We start from the raw sequence: 22,027 nt of genomic DNA, 5'->3' as shown, positions 1-22,027 counted from the left end.
AATCGGCCCGATGGTGATCGGCGTCACTTGCCGCACGGGACCCTTTCCGCCCGCCCTACTCGCCCGCCCCGCCCGGCTCCGCCCGCTCGCGCGCCGCGAGCGCCGAGTCCAGCCGGGCCCTGGCCCCCTCCAGCCAGTGCCGGCAGACCGCCGCCAGCTCCTCGCCGCGCTCCCAGAGGGCGAGGGAGTCCTCGAGGGAGGTCCCGCCCGCCTCCAGCTTGCGGACGACCTCGACGAGCTCGTCGCGCGCCTGCTCGTAGCCCAGCGCGGTTTCTGCCTCTGACATTCCTTTTCCACCCTATGTGTGCGATGCAACGGAACCGTTGCTTCAGTGTGTGAATTGGTTGATCACATGCGGTCAGCCGGATTCCGGCACGACCCGCACCGCGAACCCGCCCTCCGCCACCCGGGCCCGCAGCACCTCGTCCGCCGTCACCTCCTGCGGAGACCGCACCACGTGCCCGTCGGCCCGCTGGAGCACCGCGTACCCCCGCTCCAGCGTCGCCGCGGGCGACAGCGCCACCACCCGGGCCAGGGTGTGCGCGAGCTCGGAATCCGCCCGGTCCAGCAGATGCCCCAGCGTGCGCCGGCTGCGCGCCAGCAGCGCGTCCAGCTCGTCCTCCCGGACCTCCACCATCCGCTGGGGATGTACGAAGACCGGCCGGCCGAGCGCGTGCGCCAGGCCCCGCTCCTCCCGGTCGAGCAGCCCGCGCAGCGCGCGCAGTCCCCGGCCCTGCAGCTGCCGTACGCGCTCCAGCTCCTCGCCGACGTCCGGGACGACCTTCTTCGCCGCGTCCGTGGGCGTCGAGGCCCGCAGGTCCGCGACGAGGTCCAGCAGCGGGGAGTCCGGCTCGTGCCCGATCGCGGAGACCACCGGGGTGCGGGCCGCCGCGACCGCGCGCACGACCTCCTCGTCGGAGAACGGCAGCAGGTCCTCCACGCTGCCGCCGCCGCGGGCCACGATGATCACGTCGACCTCGTCGAGCGCGTCGAGCTCCTTCACGGCCTGGACCACCTGGGGCACGGCGTGCACGCCCTGGACGGCCACGTTCCGCACCTCGAACCGGACCGCGGGCCAGCGGCGCCGGGCGTTCTCCAGCACGTCGCGCTCGGCCGCCGACGCCCGCCCCACCACCAGCCCGATCAGCTGCGGAAGGAACGGCAGCGGCTTCTTCCGCTCCAGGGCGAACAGCCCCTCGCCGGCCAGGGACCGCTTCAGCCGCTCCAGCCGGACCAGCAGCTCGCCGATGCCGACCGGCCGTATCTCCGTGGCCCGCAGGGACAGCTGCCCGCGCGGTGCGTACCACTCCGGCTTGGCCAGCAGGACGACCCGGGCACCCTCCGAGACCACGTCCGCGACCTCGTCGAAGACCTGGCGGAAGCAGGTCACGCTGACCGAGATGTCGTGCGAGGGGTCGCGCAGCGTCAGGAACACCACCCCCGCCCCCGGCCGCCGCGAGAGCTGGGTGATCTGCCCCTCCACCCACACCTGCCCGAGCCGCTCGATCCAGCCCCCGATGAGCCGGGACACCTGACCCACCGGCAGCGGCGCCTCGGCCGACGTATTCAGACCCATGTACGCAGGCTATCCGCCACCGCTGACACCGTCTCAGCCGCACGCCGGTACCGCCGTGGCGCGCCCTTGCGCGGGGCGGCTGCGCTGCCGGGGCTCCGCCCCGGACCCCGCGCCTCAATCGCCGGCGGGGCTGGGTTTTGCCCGGGCGGGGTTCTGACCCTTCGGGTCCTGCGCGGGTCCGGGTTTTGCCCGGGCGGGGTCCTGGCTGTGCGGGTTCTGCGCGGTGTCCCGGTGGGGCGTCTCCTCGTCCTCGCGCCTGCGGGCACCTCGCGGCCGTGAGGGTGGTTGCGCGCTCGTCCTGCGGGGACGCCCCACCGTGCCCCCGCTCCGACCCGCCCGGCGAAACCCGCGCTCCCCCCGGGGCAGCGGGCCACTCCCCCTCCCTGGCCGGGATGGTGCTCTTGGGGTGGGGCCGTGCAGGAGGGTCCCCGCAGGACGAGCGCGCAACCACCCTTCACGGGACGCAGCACTGCCCGCAGGCGCGAGGACGAGGAGACACTCCGGAGGGGCCCCGCCCCAACCGGCCGGTCCCGCCGAGGCAAAACCAGCCCCTCCGGCGATTGAGGAGCGGGGTCCGGGGCGGAGCCCCGGCAGCGCAGCCGCCGCGCAACGGCGGAACCCGGGCAAACCCAGCCCCGCCGGCGACTGCGGCGCGGGGTCCGGGCGGAGCGCCGGCAGCGGAGCCGGCCGCGCAACGGCGGTACCCCAGGCGCAACGGCGGGACCCGCCCGAGGGAAACCCGCCGGGCGCGCGGGGGCGCCGCACCCGGCGAACCTACGGGACTCGACGGCGGGCCCGCTGCGCGACCAGCACGCACAGGCCCACCCCCAGCCACACCGCCCCCACCACCCGCGCAGCCCAGGACGCCTCGACGATCACCGCCACCGTCACCACCGCGCCGAGCACCGGCATGACCAGGTGCTTCCACCAGTTCGGCGGCCCCTCGCGCCGCTTCACCACGAACCACCCCACCACCGACGCGTGCAGCAGCGTGAACGCCACCAGCGCCCCCACGTCCACCACCGAGACCAGGTGGTCGAGCCCGTCGTCGCGCCCCGCCGCCCACAGCGCCGCGACCAGCGTCACCGCCGCCGCCACCAGCAGCGCCGTCCGCGGCGTGCCGTCCGAGGTCCGCGCCAGCACCCGCGGCAGCCGCCCCTCGCGGGCCATCGCGAACACCAGCCGGCCCGCCGCCGCCTGCCCGGCCAGCGCCGCGAACGCCGCCCCGACGGCCTTGCTGACCGCCACCAGGTCGTGCAGCCAGGAGCCGACCGACGCCTCCACCGCGTTGTAGAAGGCCGGGCCCTGCAGACCCGGATCGGCCGCCAGCTCCGCCGAGGGGACCGGGTTGAGCAGCGCCACCAGATAGGTCTGCGCGACGAACAGGACGCCCGCCATCCCCAGGCAGAACAGCACCGCCCGGGCCACGCGCCGCGAGCCCCCCGTCACTTCCTCCGCGAAGGAGACGATCGCGTCGAAGCCCAGGTACGACAGCACCGCGACCGACACCGCCGTCAGCACCGCGCCCGTGCTGAAGCCGAGCGAGCCGTCGCCGGTCAGCGGGGAGAGCAGGCCGCGCCGCGCCCCGTCCCGGGCCAGCACCGTCACCGCCGCGACCACGAAGACCAGCAGGACCAGGACCTCCATGGCCAGCACGGCGAAACCGACCCGCGCGGCCGTCCGTACGCCCCACAGGTTGAGGCCGGTGGTCACGACCACCGCCAGCGCCGTCCACACCCACCGGGAGACCTCCGGGACCAGCGCGTTCATGGCGATCCCCGAGAACAGGTAGGCGACCGCGGGGATCAGCAGGTAGTCGAGCATCGCCATCCACCCGGCGATCAGCCCGGCCCCCTCGCCCAGGCCCTTGCGGGCGTAGGTGAAGACCGAGCCGGCCTGCGGGGCCACCCGCACCATCTGCGCGTACGAGAAGGCCGTGAAGGCCATCGCGACGGTCGCGGCGAGGTAGACGAGGGCGACGGCGCCGTGCGACTTCGCGTCGAGGGTGCCGAAGACCCCGACCGGGGCCATCGGGGCGATGAAGAGCAGCCCGTACACGACCAGGTCCCGGAAGCCGAGACTCCGGCGCAGGGCGGTGTGCACACCGCCGTCCGCGCCCCCGGGCGCGGCGTTGCCGGAATCCGTAGCGGAAGCCATCAGTCCTCCGGGTGACTGTCGGGACGTTTTTTCCGATCTTCCCGGCAAGTGTGTGCCGTACGGGGGACGTCCGGCCTCCTGGGGACCCCCGTACGATGGAGCACATGACTGCTCCAGCCCCTGCTCCCGCTTCCCGCCGTGTCCTGCTCGCCGCGCCCCGCGGCTACTGCGCGGGCGTGGACCGAGCCGTGATCGCCGTCGAGAAAGCCCTCGAGCAGTACGGGGCGCCGGTGTACGTCCGGCACGAGATCGTGCACAACAAGTACGTCGTGCAGACCCTGGAGAAGAAGGGCGCCATCTTCGTCGAGCGGACCGAAGAGGTGCCCGAGGGCAACATCGTGATGTTCTCCGCGCACGGCGTGGCGCCGGTGGTGCACGAGGAGGCGGCCCGCGGCAGGCTCGCGACGATCGACGCCACCTGCCCGCTGGTCACCAAGGTGCACAAGGAAGCCATCCGGTACGCGAACGAGGACTTCGACATCCTCCTCATCGGCCACGAGGGCCACGAGGAGGTCATCGGCACCTCCGGCGAGGCCCCGGACCACATCACCATCGTCGACGGCCCGGAGGACGTGGCCAAGGTCGAGGTCCGTGACGAGTCCAAGGTCGTCTGGCTCTCCCAGACCACCCTCTCCGTCGACGAGACGATGGAGACGGTCGACGCGCTGAAGACGAAGTTCCCGCTGCTCGTCTCCCCGCCCAGCGACGACATCTGCTACGCCACCTCGAACCGGCAGGCCGCCGTCAAGGTGATGGGCGCCGACTCCGACCTGGTCATCGTCGTCGGCTCGAAGAACTCCTCGAACTCCATCCGGCTGGTCGAGGTGGCCAAGGACGCGGGCGCCAAGGCCGCGTACCTGGTCGACTTCGCGAGCGAGATCGACGAGGCCTGGCTGGAGGGCGTCACCACGGTCGGCCTGACCTCGGGCGCCTCGGTGCCGGAGGTGCTGGTCGAGGAGGTCCTGGAGTGGCTGGCCGCGCGCGGCTACGCCGACGTGGAGATCGTCAAGACGGCCGAAGAGTCGATCGTCTTCTCCCTCCCGAAGGAACTGCGCCGCGACCTGCGTGCCGAAGCGGCCGAACTGGTCGCCGACAAGTAACTCGTTTCGTACGGTATGTCCATGCAGATCATGGGTGTGGACATCGGCGGATCCGGGATCAAGGGCGCTCCCGTGGACCTGGCGAAGGGCGACCTGGCACAGGAGCGCCACAAGGTACTGACACCGCAGCCGGCCACCCCCGAGGGGGTGGCCGGCTGCGTCGCAGAGGTGGTCGGCGCGTTCTCCTGGTCGGGGCCGGTCGGGGTCACCTTCCCGGGCGTGGTCACGAACGGCGTCACCCGTTCGGCGGCCAACGTCGACAAGGGGTGGGTCGGCGCCGACGCCGCGGCCCTCCTCTCGCGCGAGCTGGGCGGCCTGCCGGTGACGGTCCTCAACGACGCGGACGCGGCGGGCGTCGCGGAGATGACGTACGGGGCGGGCGCGGGCCGCTCGGGCACGGTCATCCTGCTCACCCTGGGAACGGGCATCGGCAGCGCCCTGTTCACGGACGGGCGCCTGGTCCCGAACTCGGAGCTCGGCCACCTGGAGCTCAAGGGCCACGACGCGGAGACCCGCGCGTCGGTCAAGGCCAAGGAGGACGGCGACCTGACCTGGGAACGCTGGGCGCACCGCCTCCAGAAGTACCTGGCCCACGTGGAGATGCTGTTCTCCCCGGACCTCTTCATCATCGGCGGCGGGGTCAGCCGCAAGCCGGAGAAGTTCCTGCCGCTGATCGAGGGCATCCGCGCCGAGATCGTCCCCGCGAAGCTCCAGAACAACGCGGGCATCGTCGGCGCGGCGATGGCCGCGAAGGCGGCCAACGGCTCTCCGGCCGGCTAGGCGACGCGGCGGGGAACCCTCCGCCGCCCGATCAGCACGGCCTTGCGCACGACGGCGATCAGGGCGGCGACCAGCGTCCCCGCGTACAGCCACCCGGCGTGCAGCGACAGCGCGGACACCAGCCCCATCAGCTGCCCGCCGAAGCCGCCGGAGCCGCCGGAGACGGGCCAGACTCCGGCGGCGAACGCGATGGGCGCGGCGATCGGCGCGGTGATCAGGTCGGCGGGCCGCACCCACAGGGCGGTGGCCGCTGCGACGGGCGGGAACAGCAGCCCGTACACGAACAGCGACGAGTCGAAGAGCAGCCAGGCGATCCCGGCCACCAGCACCATGGCGGCGCACGCGAACAACCCGCCGCCGAGCCCCGTCAGCCGCGGCCGCGGCAGCCGCCGCGCGACGCTCGCGGCGGAGGCCGTCGGGCGCGTGCGCTGCGCCGGGGGCCGCACGGGCCGCTGGGGCCTCGGCGGCCTCGGTACTCGCTGGGGGTGAGGGACCGGTCGCGTCCTGTATTGCTCCACCCCCCCAAGCTAGGCGGGGAAGCCGCCGGATCCGGTCCCGGACACGCGTACATCCACGGCCGCTCATCGGAAAGTAAACTGTCCGATGGCCCGCACCCGGGCCGCCGCCCCCTCCAGCTACGGGAAGTCGCCAACGTGTCGCTCACGATCGGAATCGTCGGCCTGCCGAATGTCGGCAAGTCGACCCTGTTCAACGCCCTGACCAAGAACGACGTGCTGGCGGCCAACTACCCGTTCGCCACCATCGAGCCGAACGTCGGCGTCGTCGGCGTCCCCGACTCCCGTCTGGCCACCCTGGCCGGCATCTTCGGCTCCCAGCGCATCCTCCCGGCCACGGTCGACTTCGTCGACATCGCCGGCATCGTGCGCGGCGCCTCGGAGGGCGAGGGCCTCGGCAACAAGTTCCTCGCGAACATCCGCGAGTCGGACGCGATCTGCCAGGTCATCCGCGCCTTCAAGGACGAGAACGTCGTCCACGTCGACGGCAAGGTCTCGCCCAAGGACGACATCGAGACGATCAACACCGAGCTGATCCTCGCCGACCTCCAGTCCATCGAGAAGGCAGAGCCGCGCCTGACGAAGGAGTCCCGCCTCCAGAAGGAGAAGGTCGCGGTCCTCGCGGCCGTCGTCGAGGCCAAGAAGATCCTCGAAGCGGGTGACACGCTCTTCTCGAAGGGCATCACCAAGGGCACGGAGCAGGGCGACCTGCTCCACGAGCTCCACCTCCTCACCACCAAGCCCTTCCTCTACGTCTTCAACGTGGACGAGGACGAGCTGACGGACGAGGCCTTCAAGGACGAGCAGCGCGCCCTGGTCGCCCCGGCCGAGGCCATCTTCCTGAACGCGAAGCTGGAGCAGGAGCTCATCGAGCTGGAGGACGACGAGGCCCTCGAACTCCTCCAGTCGGTCGGCCAGGACGAGCCGGGCATGGCCACCCTCGGCCGCGTCGGCTTCGCCACCCTGGGCCTCCAGACCTACCTGACGGCAGGCCCGAAGGAAACCCGCGCCTGGACCATCAAGCAGGGCGCCACCGCCCCCGAGGCGGCCGGTGTCATCCACACCGACTTCCAGCGCGGCTTCATCAAGGCGGAGGTCATCTCCTTCGCCGACCTGGTCGAATGCGGCTCGGTGGCCGAGGCCCGCTCGAAGGGCAAGGCCCGCATGGAGGGCAAGGACTACGTCATGCAGGACGGCGACGTGGTGGAGTTCCGCTTCAACGTCTGATCGCATCCCTGGAGGCGCCCTGACCTGCTAGAACGCGGGTCAGGGCGTTGTGCTGTCCGCAACAGTCCGCAGAACGGGTCGACCGGGTAGGGAAGCAGCCCGCCGCTGGGTCCTTCGAACTGTAGGCGCAATGTCGCGCAGACGTCGCTGTATTCGTGCGTTAGCTTGATCGTTCACGTCTGCAGTGGGGAGGGGCGTCGTGAGTGGGCTTGCGCCTGACTTGGAGTTCATCGCGGAGGGCATGATCCGCGGTTCCATGGGATTGATCGAGACGATGCGTGGGGCTCGGGACACCGCCATCGCGCTGGGGCACGAGCTGGCACGGCAGCAGGGGATGGCCGGTGACGACGACGCGGGACGCTCGTTTGCCAAGGTCTACGGGCCGGCGGCGTCCACGACTCTGGACAAGATGGGATTCAGCTCCTACATCCTCGGGGCCACGAGCCGTGGTCTGATGCGCAATGCCCGTGAATTCATGGCTCAGGAGAGCCGCACGGCGTCGGCATTCCTGGGAAAACAGGTCGACCTGACTGTGGGCATGGGTGACCCGGGCGCTGACTGCACGGAGAGCTACCTCGGCCTCGGGCAGGAGCTCCCCGGAGTGGTGGGCGAAACCGCTTGGTACGACCAGTACGCGCCAGCAGGACGTAGCGACCGGTTCCGTGGTTCACCCGAGAAGATCCGCGACGTTGGCCGGTCCTGGCAACACGCCGGCTCCCTCTTGCAGCGGTTTCTGGAGGACGCCCAGACCTACGCCTCGACCGCAAGCAAAGCGCACTCGGGGGAGGCAGCGGATGCCTTCCAGTCGTACTTCAAGCACTGTGTGGGTCTTACCTGCCCTCCAGCAAAGGCGCAGCAGGACGAGCCGTTGGTGACGAACCTGGTGGCCTTGGGACACGCCCATGTTCGGAGGCAACGGCTACGACGGCGGGCTGCACGATGCCGTTCTCGCCGACTCCTGGATACACGACCTGGGAGACGTCGCCAACGCGCTCGACTCTTCTGCAGCCCGAGTCAGGCTCCCCGATGCAGGAGGCCCTGCGGCCCCCGGGCTTCCCGGGGTGCCGTTCCTGCCCCCGCTCATCCGCGTGCCCGTTCCCTTGCCGATCAGGCTCGCCTCGTACGCGGGGGCCCCTGCCCTCCTGCCGATGGTCAACTCTGTCGACCCCGGCATCCCGTTCGCCGATCCCATTGCCCCGGTTCCCGGCACTACCAAGCTGCTCACGGCCCCAGAGCAGCAGCAATTCCGTATGTGGATGAACTCGCTCACGCCTGGTGGCTTCGCCGGCGGCGGAGGCCCGAGTGACAAGGAGCTCGTCCGGTACAAGCAGGCCATGGAGAACCCCGCCAACAGCGAGATACGGGGGCTGGAGATCGTCACGAACGGCAAGGACAACGCTGCCTACTGGCAGTCCATGATGGCGATGTCGGGGACGCCGGGCTCGACGCGATACGTGCCGTGAGACAGAGGAAGACCGTGCCCACTGAACGGAATATCCGCACCAATTTCGCTTTCTACCCGCCCCAGGGAGACGGCGGAGCTTGGCGCGCCACTGCCGAGTCTCTGGAGAGGGCTCTGAGGGAGGCGTTCCCCGAGCCGACCGTGGAGTATCGGATCTCGGGGATCCACAGTGTCCCCGTCCTCGATTTCGAGATCGGGCTGGCGCCTGGCGTATGGATCGACGGGACGGCGTCGATGCCCAAGCCCGACTATGCCTACATCACTCTGACCGACGTGACCGCAGGCGAAGCCGCTGTCTTCGCGCGGTGGCTTCGGGACTCCTTTGTGCCCGCATCGCACCTCGTCTGGTTCGCGAGCAGTCTCGCTGTGGCGAATGGCGAGCAGGACCCGTGGCCGCTGCCGGCCGAGGGTGGCGACGAAGACATCGCCGCGGAGCTGCGCAGGCACCTCGACTCCGTCGAGGCCCCGTAGGTCAGTCCGCAGACAGTCTGCAGGACACCCGTAAGTGACCGTCGGGACCCAACGCTCGCCAACGGAGAAACGCCTGGTCAGGGCGCTTTACGGGGCTCCGCCGCAGGTCAGGATCGGGTGCCAGACATTCCGCTTCAACGTCTGATCGCACACCCATAGGCGGCCTGACCTGTGAGAACGCGGGTCAGGCCGTTGTGCTGTCCGCAACGGTCCGCAGAACCTGGAGCGGCTACGTGTCGTAGACCGTGGAACGGTGTCCGACGTGTACGACCCACACCACTAGTTCCCCGTTGTCGATGGTGTAGACGACGCGATAGTCGCCGACCCGTAGGCGGCGGCGCTCAGGCTGGGATACGAGTGCGGTGGTGTTGAAGCCGAAAGGGTCGCTCTCCAGCTCTGTCAGTTTGGCCAAGATGCGAAGGGCCATGTCGCGCGGGATCTTGCGAAGCTCGGCCTGGGCCTCGGGCCGGAACACCGTGCGGTAGTCACTCACTGCGTGCCAGCGTCTCCCTCATCACGTCCTCGATCGGGACGCCGGCGGCCGGGCTCGCCATGCGCTCGTCGATGATGCGGTTGATCTCGCGCTCTTCCCACTCCTGATACTTGCGCAGCACCTCTATCGAGACCACGGCGGCGACCTGCTTGCCGCGACGGGTGATGACAGTGGGCATGTCGTCGCGCTCGGCCCGTTCGACGACTTCGGCCAAGTGGGCGCGTACGTCGCGGATGGACTCTATGGGCAGCGGCTGAGTCATGCCTCAAGGGTACCGAGTGTGCCATGTGTACACAATGTGGGTTGCATGCACTCGTTGGGATGAGCCGCCGATTGGGTGGCTAATTCCGGGGACAGAGATCCTGCGGCCCTGCGGCCCTGCGGCCCTGCGGCCCCCGCAGGGGCCCGCGTACGTCGCCACGCCCCCGGCCGATGGGCTAATTTCGCAAGCATGCAGGTCAGAAGGGGTCGGACTCGTCGAGTTCGACCCCTTCTGCATGTTCATGCCGACTTGGTGCTGACTAGCGATCGCGGAACCGGAGGCAGGGTCAGGCGTGGGGTACCGCCGTGGCGAGGACCACCTCGAATTCCTCGATGCTGCGGGTGGTTGCGCGAGCCTTCGCCGTGGCCTCTCCGCGGACCGCCGCGACGGCGCCTCGGGACGCCACGAGTGCGTCGCGGTCGGCGTAGAGCGAGCCGACAGCGGCTCTGCCCCGGTCGCGATCGATGAGCAGGGAGATGCCGGCCAGTCCGGGGACCTTCTGGACCTTGGGCAGTGAGGTGTCGCGGAACGTGTCCACCAGCAGGTCGATGTCGGCCGGCTCGACGTCCAAGTGCACCAGCCGGAACCCCGCGCCTGGCCCGAGTTCCTCTGCGCGCCGGGTGACCGCCGCTTCCCAGTTGTCGATCGTCAGGGTCTGCGCGAAGGGTGCCATCATCTCGGCCCGCCGCTTGCTCAGGTTCACGTAGCTGGCCTGCCGGGAGGCCTCGTCCTCCCACCACGATCCCACCAGGAGCTTGCCGAGCTCACGGTCGGCGAACAGCCCCATCCCGCGAAAGCCCGGTTGCGCCGACAGCAGCGCGTGCCCGTCGGTCCGGAGCGCCTCGGCGACCCCGTCGAGCTCGGCCGGATCACCCGTTGCATAGATGCTGCGAACGTACATAGCGCCCTTTCCTGCCTTCCGGTGGCCCCGCGCGGGCTCGTGTTCCCACTTCACGCGATGGCCGGAGCCGATGAGGGCAACGCGGCAGGGGCATTCAGGTGAAGAGGTGAGCCGCCGGCCCCTTCCGCATTCCCGTTCCGGCTCTCAGCCGGTGGTGCGGGCGTCGAGGCGGATCGTCATCTCCCGCTCGACCTCGAAGCCGGCGGGCGCCTGCGCCATGAGCGTGGTGGTCAGGGCGGTGACGAGGCGGCCGTGCCAGGACCGCCGGGGAGGCATCGTGAAGACGAGGGCTCCGTCGATCAGTTCGGTATGGCGCGGCGCCTCCGGGAGGTGGTCGAGGTCCTCCGCGAACCAGCCTTCCGCGCGCGGCGGGCGCATCCAGTCGGGCAGTGCGGTCCCCGCGCAGGTGGGAGGATGCGGGGATCCGACGAGAGGGGCCGGGGCGCGATGGGGCGGAGGGACCGGGAGGCGGTGGCCCGGGGGAGCCGGCTGTACGAGGCGGCGCAGGCCGTGGCCGGGGACCACGCGCGTGCCGTCGAGGAGGTCCGCGCGGTCCTGAGGCCGATCTGTGACGGCCTCGCGGCGCGCGAACTGGACGCCATCCCGGTGGCCCGCCTGAAGGAGGTCACCGAGGGGAGGCTGCGGCTCGGGGAGGTCGAGAGGGGCGGGTTCCGGACCGTCGGGCAGGTCCTCGCTGCCGGGCCCTACCGGCTGCGGCAGATCCCCGGGGTCGGGCAGCAGACCGCCGCCCAGGCCTTCGCGGCCGCCCGGCAGATCGCCGATGCCGTACGGGAGACCATCGCCGTGCACATCGACGTCGACCGGCCCGATCCCCGGACCACCGCGCTGGTGGTCGCCCTGCACGTGCTGGTGGAGGCGGGGCCCGAAGCGCGCCGTGCGGTCGACGCGGCCCGGGCCCTGTCGGGCCGTCTGGGGCCGCTGCTCGACGCGGCCGGGCCGGCCTCCTCCCGGCTGCGCCTGCTCGTCGCGGGCAGGCCCGGACGGGAACGCGCGCTGGGGGCCGCCGCGGAGCTCCGCACCGTGACCGCGCAGGCCGAGCGGGAGGGCGTGCCGGAGCTGCTCGCCCAGGCCTCGGTGGACCTGCTGCGCGGCCCCGCCTCCGAGGTCGCGGTCCTGGTCGACTTCGAGCTCCGCTCGGCCGAGTACTACAGCCTGATCGCGGAGATCTCGGACCGGCGGCCGGATCCCGCCGCGGCCGAGGGCTTCCTGCCCGACGAGGTGGCCGAGCGGGTCAGGGGGCAGGGGCTCGACGACGCGCACCGCAGGGTCTCGCTCCGCGGCTACCAGGCCTTCGGCGCCCGCTTCATGCTGGCCCAGCGCCGGGTGATCGTCGGGGACGAGATGGGGCTCGGCAAGACCATCCAGGCGATCGCGGCGCTCGCGCACCTCGCGGCCGAGGGGCAGAGCCACTTCATGGTGGTGTGCCCGGCCGGCGTGCTGATCAACTGGATGAGGGAGGTCGAGAGCCGCAGCAGGCTCCGGGTGACGGCCCTGCACGGGCCCGACCGGCAGGAGGCGTTCGCCGACTGGAAGGAGCGCGGCGGAGTCGGCGTCACCACCTTCGACGCCCTGCAGGGCTTCCCGCTGCCCGGAGCCGGCGAGCCGGGGATGCTCGTCGTCGACGAGGCCCACTACGTGAAGAACCCGAAGGCCCGCCGTTCCCTGGCCGTGCGGGAGTGGGCCGAGCGGTGCGAACGGGTCGCCTTCCTGACCGGCACGCCCATGGAGAACCGGGTCGCGGAGTTCCGCAGCCTGGTGGAGATCCTGCAACCCGGGCTCGCGGACGCCGTCGGCGACCGTGCCGGAGTGGCCGGCTCCAAGGCCTTCCGGAAGGCGGTCGCACCGGTCTACCTGCGCCGCAACCAGCTGGACGTCCTCACCGAACTGCCCGCGCTCCAGCACACGGACGAGTGGGAGGAGCCGAGCGCGCGGGACGAGGACGCCTACCGCAGCGCCGTGCTGGCCGGCAACTTCATGGCGATGCGCAGGGCGGCGTACGCGCACCCGCAGGAGTCGGCGAAGCTGAACCGGCTGCGGCAGATCGTCGCGGAGGCCGCCGAGGGCGGGCTGAAGGTCATCGTCTTCTCCGCCTTCCGGGACGTCCTGGCAGTGGTACGGGACGCGCTCGCGCACACCGTGGTCTTCGGGCCGCTCTCGGGGAGCGTGCCGCCCGCACGCCGGCAGCAGCTCGTCGACGAGTTCGCGGCCGTGTCCGGGCACGCGGTGATGCTGGCGCAGATCGAGGCGGGCGGCGTGGGCCTCAACATGCAGGCCGCCTCCGTCGTGATCCTCTGCGAGCCGCAGGTCAAGCCCACCGTCGAGCACCAGGCCGTGGCGCGGGCCCACCGCATGGGGCAGGTCCGCCCCGTCCAGGTGCACCGTCTGCTCGCCGCGGGCGGGGTGGACGAGCGGATGGTGCGGCTACTGGCGAACAAGTCCCGCCTCTTCGACGCGTACGCCCGGCGCAGCGCGGTCGCCGAGGCCGCACCGGACGCCGTCGACGTCTCGGACACCGCCCTGGCCCGGCGGATCGTCGAGGACGAGCAGGCCCGGCTGGGCGCGCTCCGCGGCAGCCGCTGACCCTCGACTGCCCGTCAGCGGACATGATGTGACCATGTGTCTGCTGTGGCGTTCCTCGGCGACGCCGCCTACTGCGCCTCGCCCGCCTCCGGGCAGGGCACCAGCCTCGCCCTGGTCGGTGCGTACGCCCTGGCCGGGGGAGCCGGCGGCGGCCGCCGGAGACCACGCCGCCGGACTGTCCGCGTACGAACGGCGGATGCGCCCCTTCGGCGAGCAGAACCAGAAGCCCGGACCCGCCGACATCAAGCGGAGGGTGCTGCGCAGCCCCGTCAGAGCCCGCGCACCGAGGCCACCGTGAAGGTGGTCGGGGTGCCGGTGCTCGGGGTCATCGGGCCGCCCTTGTCGAACTGGGAGCGGACCACCAGCGTGCGGCCCGGGGTGTGGGACAGCGTCGTCGGGATCTGCAGGGACGGGTCCGTGACCGTGCGGGTCAGGCGCGCCCTGGTGCCGTCCGCGGTGAGCTGCCAGCGGGTCAGGGTGTTGGTGGTGTTGTGCGCCACCCGCAGGGTGCCGCCGGGGGACAGGTCGAGGCCGTCGGCGGCCTTCATGTCCCGGCCGCCCAGGTCGACGCGGCGCACGGCCCCGGTGGCGAGGTCGACGCGGTACAGGTCACCCTCCGGCATGTCCACGGCCAGGAGGTAGCGCCCGGCGCGGTCCGAGACGATGCCGTTGAGGCTGAAGCCGCCCGCAGGGCGGGGGCGCAGGGCCGGGGAGAGGTCGTACGCCTCGGTGAGGGGGCCGCTGCCGTCGGCCAGCTGCTGCGGGGTCACGCGGTAGATCACCCCGCGGACGCTGTCGGTGAGGTACGCGGTGCCGTCCGGGGCGATCGTCAGGTCGTTGACGAAGCGCGGGCCGCTGCCCTGCACCTCGAAGTGGGCCAGCCGGGAGCCGGTCGCGGTGTCGTAGACCGAGACGCCGACGGTGGAGTCGGTGACCCAGAGCCGGCCCCGGGCATCGACCCGCAGGCCGTTCGCCGTGCGGCGCCCGTCGGTCCCGGAGGGCAGGAACACCTCCGCCTGGGTGCGGCCGGGCCGGGCCCGGTAGACCGTGCCGTCCGCGTACGAGCCCACGTAGACGGTGTGCGTACGGGCGTCGGTGGCGATGCCCTCGGGGTAGACCTTCGCGCCGGGTATGGAGAAGGCGGTGGATATCCGGGCGTCGGCCGCGGCCGACGCCGCCGATGCCGGGGCCGCTCCCAGGCAGGCCAGGGCCAGGGCGGTGGTCAGCGTGGCGACGGGCAGGAGTTTCATCACGTATCCCCAGGTGTCCTCTACTTGGCAGGTGCAGGCGAATCTATGTTAGAGCTCTAATGCATGCAAGGGCCGTAGGATGCGGGAATGACCTCCATGGCCCCCGACGAGCGCATCGGCGCGCACATCAAGCGCGCCGAGCAGGCGCTCCTCGCGGCGAAGAACGTCGCGGTCAAGCCGGCCGCAGTAACGGTTCCGCAGTACGCCGCGCTGCTCTGGCTGGCCGAGAAGCCCGGTGTCTCCGCCGCCGCGCTCGCCCGGCTGTGCGGGGTGACGCCGCCGACCATGAACACCGTCCTGAAGAACCTCCAGGAGCGCGGGCTCATCGAGCGGACCCCGCACGAGCTCCACCGGAACGTCCTGGAGACCCGGCTCACCCAGGAGGGCCGCGCCGTCATGGAGCAGGCGGACTCCGGCGCGGTGCGCGTGGAGCGGGCGCTCGCCGCGGCCTTCAGTGCGGAGGAGAGGGAGCAGCTCATCGCGCTGCTGGGCCGGTGCGCCGAGGTCCTCGACGAGCAGCGCTGACGGCCGACCCTGACGTTCACTCAAGATTCCCGCCATGTTTTTGCCGGGATTTGGAACTGCACGGGGCATTCGCGCATCAGGAAAAGAAGCCAGTCCTTCTGCCCGTGGGGGCAGCCACAACCGTTCGGAGCGAAGTACGTGCACCAGCACCCGCAGCCCCCGGCCCCGCCCCGGCCCTACGAGCCCGAGCAGCAGTACCCGCCGCAGCCCCGGCGCTCCCGGCGCCGAATATGGATCGCCGCGGTCGTCGCCGTCGCCCTCCTCCTCGGCGGCGGTGGCTTCGCGGCCTGGAAGCTCGACTGGTTCTCCGGCAACGGCGAAGCGGTGACCTTCGGCAAGCCGACCCCGCCCCCGGCCGGGCCGGAGAAGGAGACCCCGGGCGCACCGTCGGCCTCGCCCACGCCCACCGGCGACCCCGACGTGCAGATGCCGAGCGGCCCGAAGTCCGACTTCAAGCAGACCGCCAAGCTCGACGACGGCACGATCATCGCCAAGGCCCGCCTCGCGGGCGCGAAGTCCGGCTTCGAGGGCGACGTGTGGGTCTGGGCGCCCAAGGAGTACGACGACCCGAAGTACGCCAAGAGTGCCTTCCCGGTGCTCATCGCGCTCCCCGGCGGCAACGGCTTCCCCAACAACTACTGGGCCGACCGCAGCCTCGGCCTCCAGAAGGCCATCACCGAGGGCGTCCAGGCGGGCACCAGCCTGCCCTTCATCGTGATCATGCCGGTGCTCAACCCGGACAACAAGTACTACTACGACGGCGCCGACATCCCCGGCCAGCCCAAGATGGGCACCTGGATCGCCGAGGACGTCCCGGACTTCACCCGCGCCAACTTCCGTACGTACAAGTCCCGCGACGGCTGGGCCTTCATGGGCTCCTCCTCCGGCGCCTTCGTGGGCATGAAGACGCTCCTCCAGCACCCGGACAAGTTCAAGGCCGTGATCGCCAGCGGCGGCGAGATCGTCCCGGACTCCCCGCTGTGGAAGGGCCACCAGGCGGAGATGGACGCGAACAACCCCGAGACCCTCGCCAAGAAGCTGATCGACACCAACGGGCCCGAGGTCTACATCAACTTCCAGATCGGCACGAAGGAGAGCGGGAAGGAGCGGATGACGAAGTTCGTGCAGACCTACGGCAAGGGCCCGGTCAAGACGACCATCCGCGACATCCAGAACGGCGAGCACAACGGCTGGCACTACGTCCGGGGCATGAAGGAAGGCTCCCTGGAGTGGGTCAGCAAGGTGCTGAAGGGCCCCAAGCCCGAGGCGGGCTGACCGGCCCGCCGGCCGGCCCGGTCGAACACCCGCCCTCCACCGGGTGGTGCTCGACACCTCACGCCCGTCCCAGGCAACCCGTCCCGTCGTTCATACCTCTGACAGGGGTGTAAGGGGGACCGAACGGTCCGACCCGCGCTCCGAGGTGAGCGCCGGAGAGGGAACGGGACAAATTCCGTGCAGTATGACCAGCAAGGCGACGGCAGCCCCACGACCAAGGGCGGCCGTCGCCCCAAGCGCCTGCGCCTGCTTCTGATCGGAGGCGGGCTCGCATTCGTCCTGGCCGCCGGCGGCGGAGCGGCGGCGTACAAGTACGGCCTCTTCTCGGACATAGGGGAACCGGTGTCCTTCGGGAAGGTGCAGAAGACCTCCACCGCCGCCGCGGTGTCCGAGGCGCCGCCGGGGGTGCGCATGCCGACCGGGCCGAAGGCCCAGTTCACCCGCACCAGCAGGCTGCCGGACGGCACCCAGATCGCGAAGACCACCCTCACCGGGGCGAAGTCCGGATTCACGGGGGACGTGTGGGTGTGGGTGCCGAAGGAGTACGACGAGCCGAGGTACGCCAAGAGCGCCTTCCCGGTGCTGATCTCCCTGCCCGGGGGCCGCGGCTACCCCACGAACTACTGGGGCACCGGCCCCGGCCTCGGCCTGCAGAAGGCCGTCAGCGACGGGGCGAAGGCCGGCACCAGCCTGCCCTTCATCCTGATCATGCCGGTGCACAACGCCGACACCAAGCACCACTTCGACGCCTCCGACATCCCCGGCCAGCCCAAGATGGGCACCTGGATGGTCGAAGACGTCCCGGATTTCACGAAGGCCAATTTCCGGACCTTCACCTCCCGCGACGGCTGGGCCTTCATGGGCTCCTCGGCCGGCGGGTTCGGCGCGTTCAAGCACCTCCTGAAGTACCCCGACCGCTTCAAGGCGGCCATCGCGAGCGGGGTCGACATCGTCCCCGACTCCCCGCTGTGGAACGGGAACACGCAGGCCATGGACCAGGACAACCCGGAGAAGCTCGCCGAGAAGCTGATCAACGCGGGCGGCCCGGACGTCTACATCAACTTCCAGATCGGCACCGCGGAGACCGGCCGCGAAAAGGCCGAGAAGTTCATGCAGGACTACGGCAAGGGTCCCGTGCACACCAAGCTGCAGGTGATCCAGGATGGTGAGCACAACGGGAAGTCGTACGTACGCGGCATGAGGGAGGGCGCGCTGCAGTGGATCAGCAAGGTGATGTCGGCGCCGACCCCCGACCCCGCCGTGCGATGAACAGCGTGGTGAGGGGGGCCTCGGCGGCTGCCGTGGCGGGCATCGCGGCGTTGTGCGCCGTCGCCTTCCTGAAGTCGCCCGGAGAGCATCCGGTGCTCCCCTTCCCCACCGTCGGCGTGCTCATGGCGGGCGGCGAGCACTGGTGCACGGCGAGCGTCGTCGACAGCCCGAAGGGCAACGTCGTCGCGACCGCCGCGCACTGCGTGGCCCCGGCGGGCGAGGCCGGGCATCCGGGCGAGGTCGCCCACGACGGCCTGGCCATCGGCGAGCTCGCCTTCGCCCCCGCCTTCTCCGGCGAGGGCGCCGGCACCCATCCCCTGGGGGTGTGGAAGGTCCGCTCGATCCACGTCGACGACCGCTGGACGAAGTGGGGCGAGGAGACCGCCGACTTCGCCTTCCTCACCCTCGCGCCGGACGAGGACGGGCGCAGCGTGCAGCAGGCCGTCGGCGGGGCGGCGGAGGCTCCGAAACCCGAATGGACCTCCGGGTACGACCGCGAGGTGACCGTCGTCGGCTACCCGGAGTCCGAGCACAACCCGAAGAACAAGCCCGTCTCCTGCACGACGCAGACCCGGCACGACGACAACGACCCCGACATGCTGTACATGAGCTGCGCGGGCTTCTGGACGGGCACCAGCGGCAGCCCCTGGATCGCCGACCGCGGCGGTCCGGGCCGCCCCGGCCGGCTGATCGGAGTGCTCAGCGGCGGGGACACGGACGTGGACTCCACGGCCGCACTCTTCGACGAGCGCGCCAAGGCCCTGTACGAGCGGGCCGCGCGGGGCTGAGCCGGGGCGGGTCCGGGCCGGGGCGGGCCGACCAGGGGCCGGGCCGACGAGGGGCCGGACCGGGCGCGGGGCTGGACCGGGCGCGGGCCGAGCCGGGTCCGCCCCGTGGGCTACTTCCTGCGCTCCGTACCGACGATCACGCCCACCGCCGCCACGACGACCGCGCCGCCCAGCACGATCGGCCAGGTCAGGGCCTCGTCGAGGATCAGCCGGCCGAGCAGGACGGCGACCACCGGATTGACGTACGCGTACGTGGACACGAGCGACAGCGGCGCGGCCTGCAGCAGCCACACGTACGCCGTGAAGCCGACGAGCGAGCCGAAGACGACCAGGTAGCCGAGGGCCAGCCAGGACGCGGTGGAGTACGACGCCGGATCCAGACCGTGGTGCTCGCCGCGCAGCAGGCCGACGACCACGCCCGCCGTCCCGCCCGCGAGCATCTGGTACGCGCTGCCCGTGAAGGGATTGCCCGGCAGGGGCAGCTTCGACGCCGAGAACGAGCCCAGCGACCACAGCACCGAACCCGCCACCACCATCAGCACCCCGGACAGCCGCACGGCCCCGCTGAGCCCCGGGCTGGTCAGCACCGCGAGCCCGGCCAGCCCCACCAGGACGCCGCCCAGGGTGCGCAGCGGCGGGCGGTCTCCGGTGCCCGCCCGCAGCAGCACCACCCACATCGGCACCGCCGCGACCAGCAGGGCGGCCAGCCCGGAGGGCACGGAGGTCTCGGCGAGCACGACCAGGCCGTTCCCGCCGAGGATCAGCAGCAGGCCCACCAGGACCGCCGAGCCGACCTGGGCCCGGGTGGCCTTCAGGGCGGCGGGGCCGTACCGCCAGGCCACGCCCGCGGCCAGGAGCAGGCCCGCGGTGATGAAGCGGGCTCCGGCCGAGAGGAAGGGCGGCATGGTCTCGACGACGATCCGGATGCCGAGGTAGGTCGAACCCCACACCACGTAGACGAGGACGAGGGCGGTCCAGACGGCCGCGGCCGGAGCCGTGGTCCTGGCCGGCCGGCTCTCCTTCACCGGAGCTGATGTGCGCATGACCGGATCCTATGGTCGTCGGACCGTGCTCAGCCCTTGAGGAGGGCGTTCAGCTCGCCGTACGGCAGTGCCTGCGCGAGGGCCTCGTAGGTGCCGCCGGAGAGCAGCTCCTCGGTGGTCCGCCGGACCACGGCGTACGCGGCTTCCGCGACCCAGGAACCGAGGCTCACCCGGGAGACGCCGAGGGCGCCGAACTCGGCGACGCCCGGGGCGCCGGGGCCGGCGAGCACGTTCAGCGGGGCGTCGATGCCCTTGGCGAGCTCGGCGACGGTGGCCGGGTCGGTGACGCCGGGCACGAAGATGCCGGTGGCTCCCGCGCGGAGGTAGGCGGCGGCGCGGGCCAGGGTCTCGTCGAGACGGGTCGCCGGGTCGCCGAGGCCGAAGAGGTACGTGTCGATGCGGGCGTTGACGTAGAGCGGGACCCCGGCGGCCTCGGCGGCGGCGCGGGCCGCGGCCAGGCGCTCCGCGTGCTCGGCGGGGGCGCGGTGGCCGTCCTCGATGTTGATGCCCACCGCCCCGGAGGCCAGGACCCCGGCGACGGTCTCGGCGACGCCGTCGGGGTCGGCGCCGAAGCCGCCCTCGACGTCGGCGGTGACGGGCACGGAGACGGCGGCCGCCACGCGGGCGACGAGGTCGAGGGCCCGGTCGCGGGCCAGGGCGTCACCGTCGGGGGAACCGAGGGACCAGGCGACGCCGGCGCTGGTGGTGGCGACGGCGGGCGCGCCGGCGGCCTCGACGACGCGGGCGGAGGCGACGTCCCAGGCGTTGGCGAGGGCGAGGGGGGAGGCGGGGGTGTGCATTGCCGCGAACGCGGTTGCCTTGGCGGTGAGTTCGGGGTTGGTGGTCATGCCGCCACCTCATCACGCGGGGCGGCGGGAGGCTCGCGGATTTCCGACACGTACGTCCCCGGCCCCATGCCCTTTGCCCCGGCGGGGTTGTTCCGGGTGCCGTGTGCGGCGCCGCTGCCGGGGCTCTGCCCCGGACCCCGCTCCTCAATCGCCGGAGGGGCTGGAATTGCCCCGGCGGGGTGCGCGGCCCGGCGCCGGGAGGGGCGGCGGCCCGGGCCCGGGTGGGGGTGCGCGGCCCGGTACGGGGAAGAGCGGCGGCCGGGGGCTACCCGGCGAGGCCCGTTTTGGTGCCCGCGCCGCACAGGGGGACGATCGCCGTGCGGCCGGCGAGGGGGTCGCCCGGGGCGCCCGGCCCCACGGCCGCCCAGCACGCCGCGGCCGTCGGTTCCACGAACAGCCCGCGCCGCGCCAGGTCCCGCTGGGCCTCGCGGAGCCTGTCGTCCGGGACCGTCAGGAAGGTGCCCCCGGACTTGCGGACCGCCGCCAGGATCTGCCGGGCCCGCGGCGGGGCGGGGATCGCGATCCCCTCCGCCAGGGTCGGGAGCTGCGGCACCGGCGCCGCGTCCTCCGTGCCCGCCGCGAAGGCGGCCGCCAGCGGGGCCACCGCCGCCGACTGGACCGCGATCAGCGCCGGCGGCCGCACCCCGCGTTCCGCCAGCTCCTCCACCGCCAGCGCGGCCCCCAGCAGGAGGGTGCCGTTGCCGACGGGGACGACCAGCGCGTCCGGGAGGCGGCCGCCGAGCTCCTCCCAGATCTCGTACACGTACGTCTTCGTGCCGTGCAGGAAGTACGGGTTGAAGACGTGGCTCGCGTAGAACACGCCCGCCTCGTCCGCGGCGGACCGCGCCGCCACCGCCGCGGCCTCCCGGCCGCCCGGGACCACCCGTACGGCGGCCCCGTGCGCCCGCATCTGCTCGGTCTTCTTCTCCGAGGTGCCCTCGGGCACGAAAACTTCACAATCCAGTCCGGCCCGCGCGCAGTACGCCGCCACCGACGTCCCCGCGTTGCCGCTGCTGTCCGCCACGACCCGGTCCGGGGACAGCCGCCTGGCCAGTTCCGCGAGCATCACCGCACCCCGGTCCTTGAAGGACAGGGTCGGCATCAGGAAGTCGAGTTTGGCGTGAACCCGTTCCGCCAGCGGGACCAGTGGAGTGTGTCCCTCCGCCAGCGAGACGGAGAACGCTCCCGGCAGCGGCAGTACGGGCCCGTACCGCCACAGCGAGTTCGGTCCGGCGGCCGGCTCCAGCGGGCTGGCCGGATCCGGTGCGAAGTCGAGGTCCCACGGGCCGTCGCAGGCCGGACAGCACCAGGGCGCCGTCCGGGCATCGGCGCGCGTGCCGTCCTCGGGGCAGACATAACCGGGCAGTGCGTGCGTCATGTGCGGAGCGCCTTTGCTCGTTCATGGCAGTCGTATGGCACGGATGTTACGTCTCCGCAGTCCTCTTGTGGGTGCTGCGGACGTGGGTCAACCTTTCGGTGGCAAC

At 71.8% G+C, this 22,027-nt stretch carries 21 protein-coding genes and 1 pseudogene; 10 read left to right on the top strand and 12 right to left on the bottom strand.

Features of this window, described 5'->3' with window-relative positions:
• Positions 1–55 precede the first annotated feature (55 nt).
• The 3 genes from ACIGFK_RS05820 to ACIGFK_RS05810 all read right to left on the bottom strand — a co-directional run bounded on the left by ACIGFK_RS05820 (position 56) and on the right by ACIGFK_RS05810 (position 3,733).
• Complete coding sequence (locus tag ACIGFK_RS05820; RefSeq protein WP_376662439.1) at positions 56–286, bottom strand: exodeoxyribonuclease VII small subunit; 231 nt, start codon at positions 284–286, stop codon at positions 56–58.
• Positions 287–358: 72 nt separating this feature from the next.
• Complete coding sequence (xseA, locus tag ACIGFK_RS05815) at positions 359–1,576, bottom strand: exodeoxyribonuclease VII large subunit (RefSeq protein WP_376662438.1); 1,218 nt, start codon at positions 1,574–1,576, stop codon at positions 359–361.
• A gap of 774 nt (positions 1,577–2,350) precedes the next feature.
• The gene (locus tag ACIGFK_RS05810; RefSeq protein ID WP_376662418.1) at positions 2,351–3,733 is read right to left on the bottom strand and encodes an APC family permease; all 1,383 of its coding nucleotides are present in this window, start codon (positions 3,731–3,733) and stop codon (positions 2,351–2,353) included.
• A 95-nt stretch (positions 3,734–3,828) separates the two neighbouring features.
• Here ACIGFK_RS05810 and ACIGFK_RS05805 point away from each other — a divergent pair, with 95 nt between their 5' ends.
• Positions 3,829–4,833, top strand: a complete 1,005-nt coding sequence (locus ACIGFK_RS05805; protein ID WP_376662417.1) for a 4-hydroxy-3-methylbut-2-enyl diphosphate reductase — start codon at positions 3,829–3,831, stop codon at positions 4,831–4,833.
• Between the two features lie 21 nt (positions 4,834–4,854).
• The gene (gene ppgK, locus ACIGFK_RS05800; protein ID WP_386468955.1) at positions 4,855–5,613 is read left to right on the top strand and encodes a polyphosphate--glucose phosphotransferase; all 759 of its coding nucleotides are present in this window, start codon (positions 4,855–4,857) and stop codon (positions 5,611–5,613) included.
• Here ppgK and ACIGFK_RS05795 read toward each other — a convergent pair.
• Positions 5,610–6,059 carry a DUF6542 domain-containing protein gene (locus tag ACIGFK_RS05795; RefSeq protein ID WP_376659320.1) on the bottom strand — a complete coding sequence of 150 codons (450 nt, stop codon included), beginning with the start codon at positions 6,057–6,059 and terminating at the stop codon, positions 5,610–5,612. The genes ppgK and ACIGFK_RS05795 overlap by 4 nt on opposite strands.
• A 207-nt stretch (positions 6,060–6,266) precedes the next feature.
• Here ACIGFK_RS05795 and ychF point away from each other — a divergent pair, with 207 nt between their 5' ends.
• The 3 genes from ychF (at position 6,267) to ACIGFK_RS05780 (ending at position 9,288) form a co-directional block, all read left to right on the top strand.
• On the top strand, positions 6,267–7,355 hold the full coding sequence (gene ychF, locus ACIGFK_RS05790) for a redox-regulated ATPase YchF (RefSeq protein WP_376659321.1): 1,089 nt from the start codon (positions 6,267–6,269) through the stop codon (positions 7,353–7,355).
• A 902-nt stretch (positions 7,356–8,257) separates the two neighbouring features.
• Positions 8,258–8,818, top strand: a complete 561-nt coding sequence (locus ACIGFK_RS05785; protein WP_400050689.1) for a restriction endonuclease fold toxin-2 domain-containing protein — start codon at positions 8,258–8,260, stop codon at positions 8,816–8,818.
• Positions 8,815–9,288 carry a hypothetical protein gene (locus tag ACIGFK_RS05780; protein ID WP_400050687.1) on the top strand — a complete coding sequence of 158 codons (474 nt, stop codon included), beginning with the start codon at positions 8,815–8,817 and terminating at the stop codon, positions 9,286–9,288. Before ACIGFK_RS05785 ends, ACIGFK_RS05780 begins: the two co-directional genes overlap by 4 nt.
• 229 nt (positions 9,289–9,517) lie before the next feature.
• Here the strand turns inward: ACIGFK_RS05780 and ACIGFK_RS05775 are convergent, their stop codons facing one another.
• From ACIGFK_RS05775 to ACIGFK_RS05760, 4 genes and pseudogenes are all read right to left on the bottom strand, one after another.
• Positions 9,518–9,781 (bottom strand): type II toxin-antitoxin system RelE/ParE family toxin, encoded by a 264-nt coding sequence (locus ACIGFK_RS05775; RefSeq protein ID WP_030207783.1) that lies wholly within the window; start codon positions 9,779–9,781, stop codon positions 9,518–9,520.
• Positions 9,774–10,043 carry a type II toxin-antitoxin system Phd/YefM family antitoxin gene (locus ACIGFK_RS05770; RefSeq protein ID WP_386468950.1) on the bottom strand — a complete coding sequence of 90 codons (270 nt, stop codon included), beginning with the start codon at positions 10,041–10,043 and terminating at the stop codon, positions 9,774–9,776. The genes ACIGFK_RS05775 and ACIGFK_RS05770 overlap by 8 nt, the downstream gene beginning before the upstream one ends.
• 286 nt (positions 10,044–10,329) lie before the next feature.
• A complete protein-coding gene (locus ACIGFK_RS05765; RefSeq protein ID WP_376659322.1) occupies positions 10,330–10,944 on the bottom strand; it encodes an antibiotic biosynthesis monooxygenase in 615 nt (204 codons plus the stop codon).
• Positions 10,945–11,100: 156 nt separating this feature from the next.
• Positions 11,101–11,322: pseudogene (locus ACIGFK_RS05760) on the bottom strand (Uma2 family endonuclease); the annotation flags it as partial.
• Between the two features lie 69 nt (positions 11,323–11,391).
• On the opposite strand from ACIGFK_RS05760, the gene ACIGFK_RS05755 reads away from it, so the two are divergent.
• Positions 11,392–13,545, top strand: coding sequence for a DEAD/DEAH box helicase (locus ACIGFK_RS05755; protein WP_400050836.1), 2,154 nt, complete (start codon positions 11,392–11,394; stop codon positions 13,543–13,545).
• Positions 13,546–13,814: 269 nt separating this feature from the next.
• Here ACIGFK_RS05755 and ACIGFK_RS05750 read toward each other — a convergent pair whose 3' ends face one another.
• On the bottom strand, positions 13,815–14,795 hold the full coding sequence (locus ACIGFK_RS05750; protein WP_400050685.1) for an SMP-30/gluconolactonase/LRE family protein: 981 nt from the start codon (positions 14,793–14,795) through the stop codon (positions 13,815–13,817).
• Positions 14,796–14,882: 87 nt separating this feature from the next.
• On the opposite strand from ACIGFK_RS05750, the gene ACIGFK_RS05745 reads away from it, so the two are divergent.
• The 4 genes from ACIGFK_RS05745 to ACIGFK_RS05730 all read left to right on the top strand — a co-directional run bounded on the left by ACIGFK_RS05745 (position 14,883) and on the right by ACIGFK_RS05730 (position 18,652).
• Positions 14,883–15,320, top strand: a complete 438-nt coding sequence (locus ACIGFK_RS05745; protein WP_386468943.1) for a MarR family winged helix-turn-helix transcriptional regulator — start codon at positions 14,883–14,885, stop codon at positions 15,318–15,320.
• Between the two features lie 138 nt (positions 15,321–15,458).
• Positions 15,459–16,595: an alpha/beta hydrolase gene (locus tag ACIGFK_RS05740; RefSeq protein WP_400050683.1), complete on the top strand. Its 1,137-nt coding sequence runs from the start codon at positions 15,459–15,461 to the stop codon at positions 16,593–16,595.
• Between the two features lie 177 nt (positions 16,596–16,772).
• Entirely contained in the window at positions 16,773–17,864 is a 1,092-nt protein-coding gene (locus ACIGFK_RS05735) for an alpha/beta hydrolase (protein WP_376659326.1), read from the top strand.
• Positions 17,861–18,652, top strand: coding sequence for a trypsin-like serine peptidase (locus ACIGFK_RS05730; protein ID WP_376659327.1), 792 nt, complete (start codon positions 17,861–17,863; stop codon positions 18,650–18,652). The genes ACIGFK_RS05735 and ACIGFK_RS05730 overlap by 4 nt, the downstream gene beginning before the upstream one ends.
• A 110-nt stretch (positions 18,653–18,762) precedes the next feature.
• Here ACIGFK_RS05730 and ACIGFK_RS05725 read toward each other — a convergent pair whose 3' ends face one another.
• The 3 genes from ACIGFK_RS05725 to ACIGFK_RS05715 form a co-directional block, all read right to left on the bottom strand.
• Positions 18,763–19,695 carry an EamA family transporter gene (locus ACIGFK_RS05725; protein ID WP_376659328.1) on the bottom strand — a complete coding sequence of 311 codons (933 nt, stop codon included), beginning with the start codon at positions 19,693–19,695 and terminating at the stop codon, positions 18,763–18,765.
• 29 nt (positions 19,696–19,724) lie between these two features.
• The gene (locus ACIGFK_RS05720) at positions 19,725–20,543 is read right to left on the bottom strand and encodes an isocitrate lyase/phosphoenolpyruvate mutase family protein (protein ID WP_400050681.1); all 819 of its coding nucleotides are present in this window, start codon (positions 20,541–20,543) and stop codon (positions 19,725–19,727) included.
• 265 nt (positions 20,544–20,808) lie between these two features.
• Positions 20,809–21,921: a pyridoxal-phosphate dependent enzyme gene (locus ACIGFK_RS05715; RefSeq protein ID WP_376659330.1), complete on the bottom strand. Its 1,113-nt coding sequence runs from the start codon at positions 21,919–21,921 to the stop codon at positions 20,809–20,811.
• Positions 21,922–22,027: the final 106 nt, after the last annotated feature.

This window comes from Streptomyces sp. NPDC085524 (genome assembly GCF_044541755.1).
In the GTDB taxonomy this organism is placed as follows: Bacteria; Actinomycetota; Actinomycetes; order Streptomycetales; family Streptomycetaceae; genus Streptomyces.
Note: the sequence above shows the minus strand (reverse complement) of the source record. Positions and strands in the feature narration are given on the sequence as shown.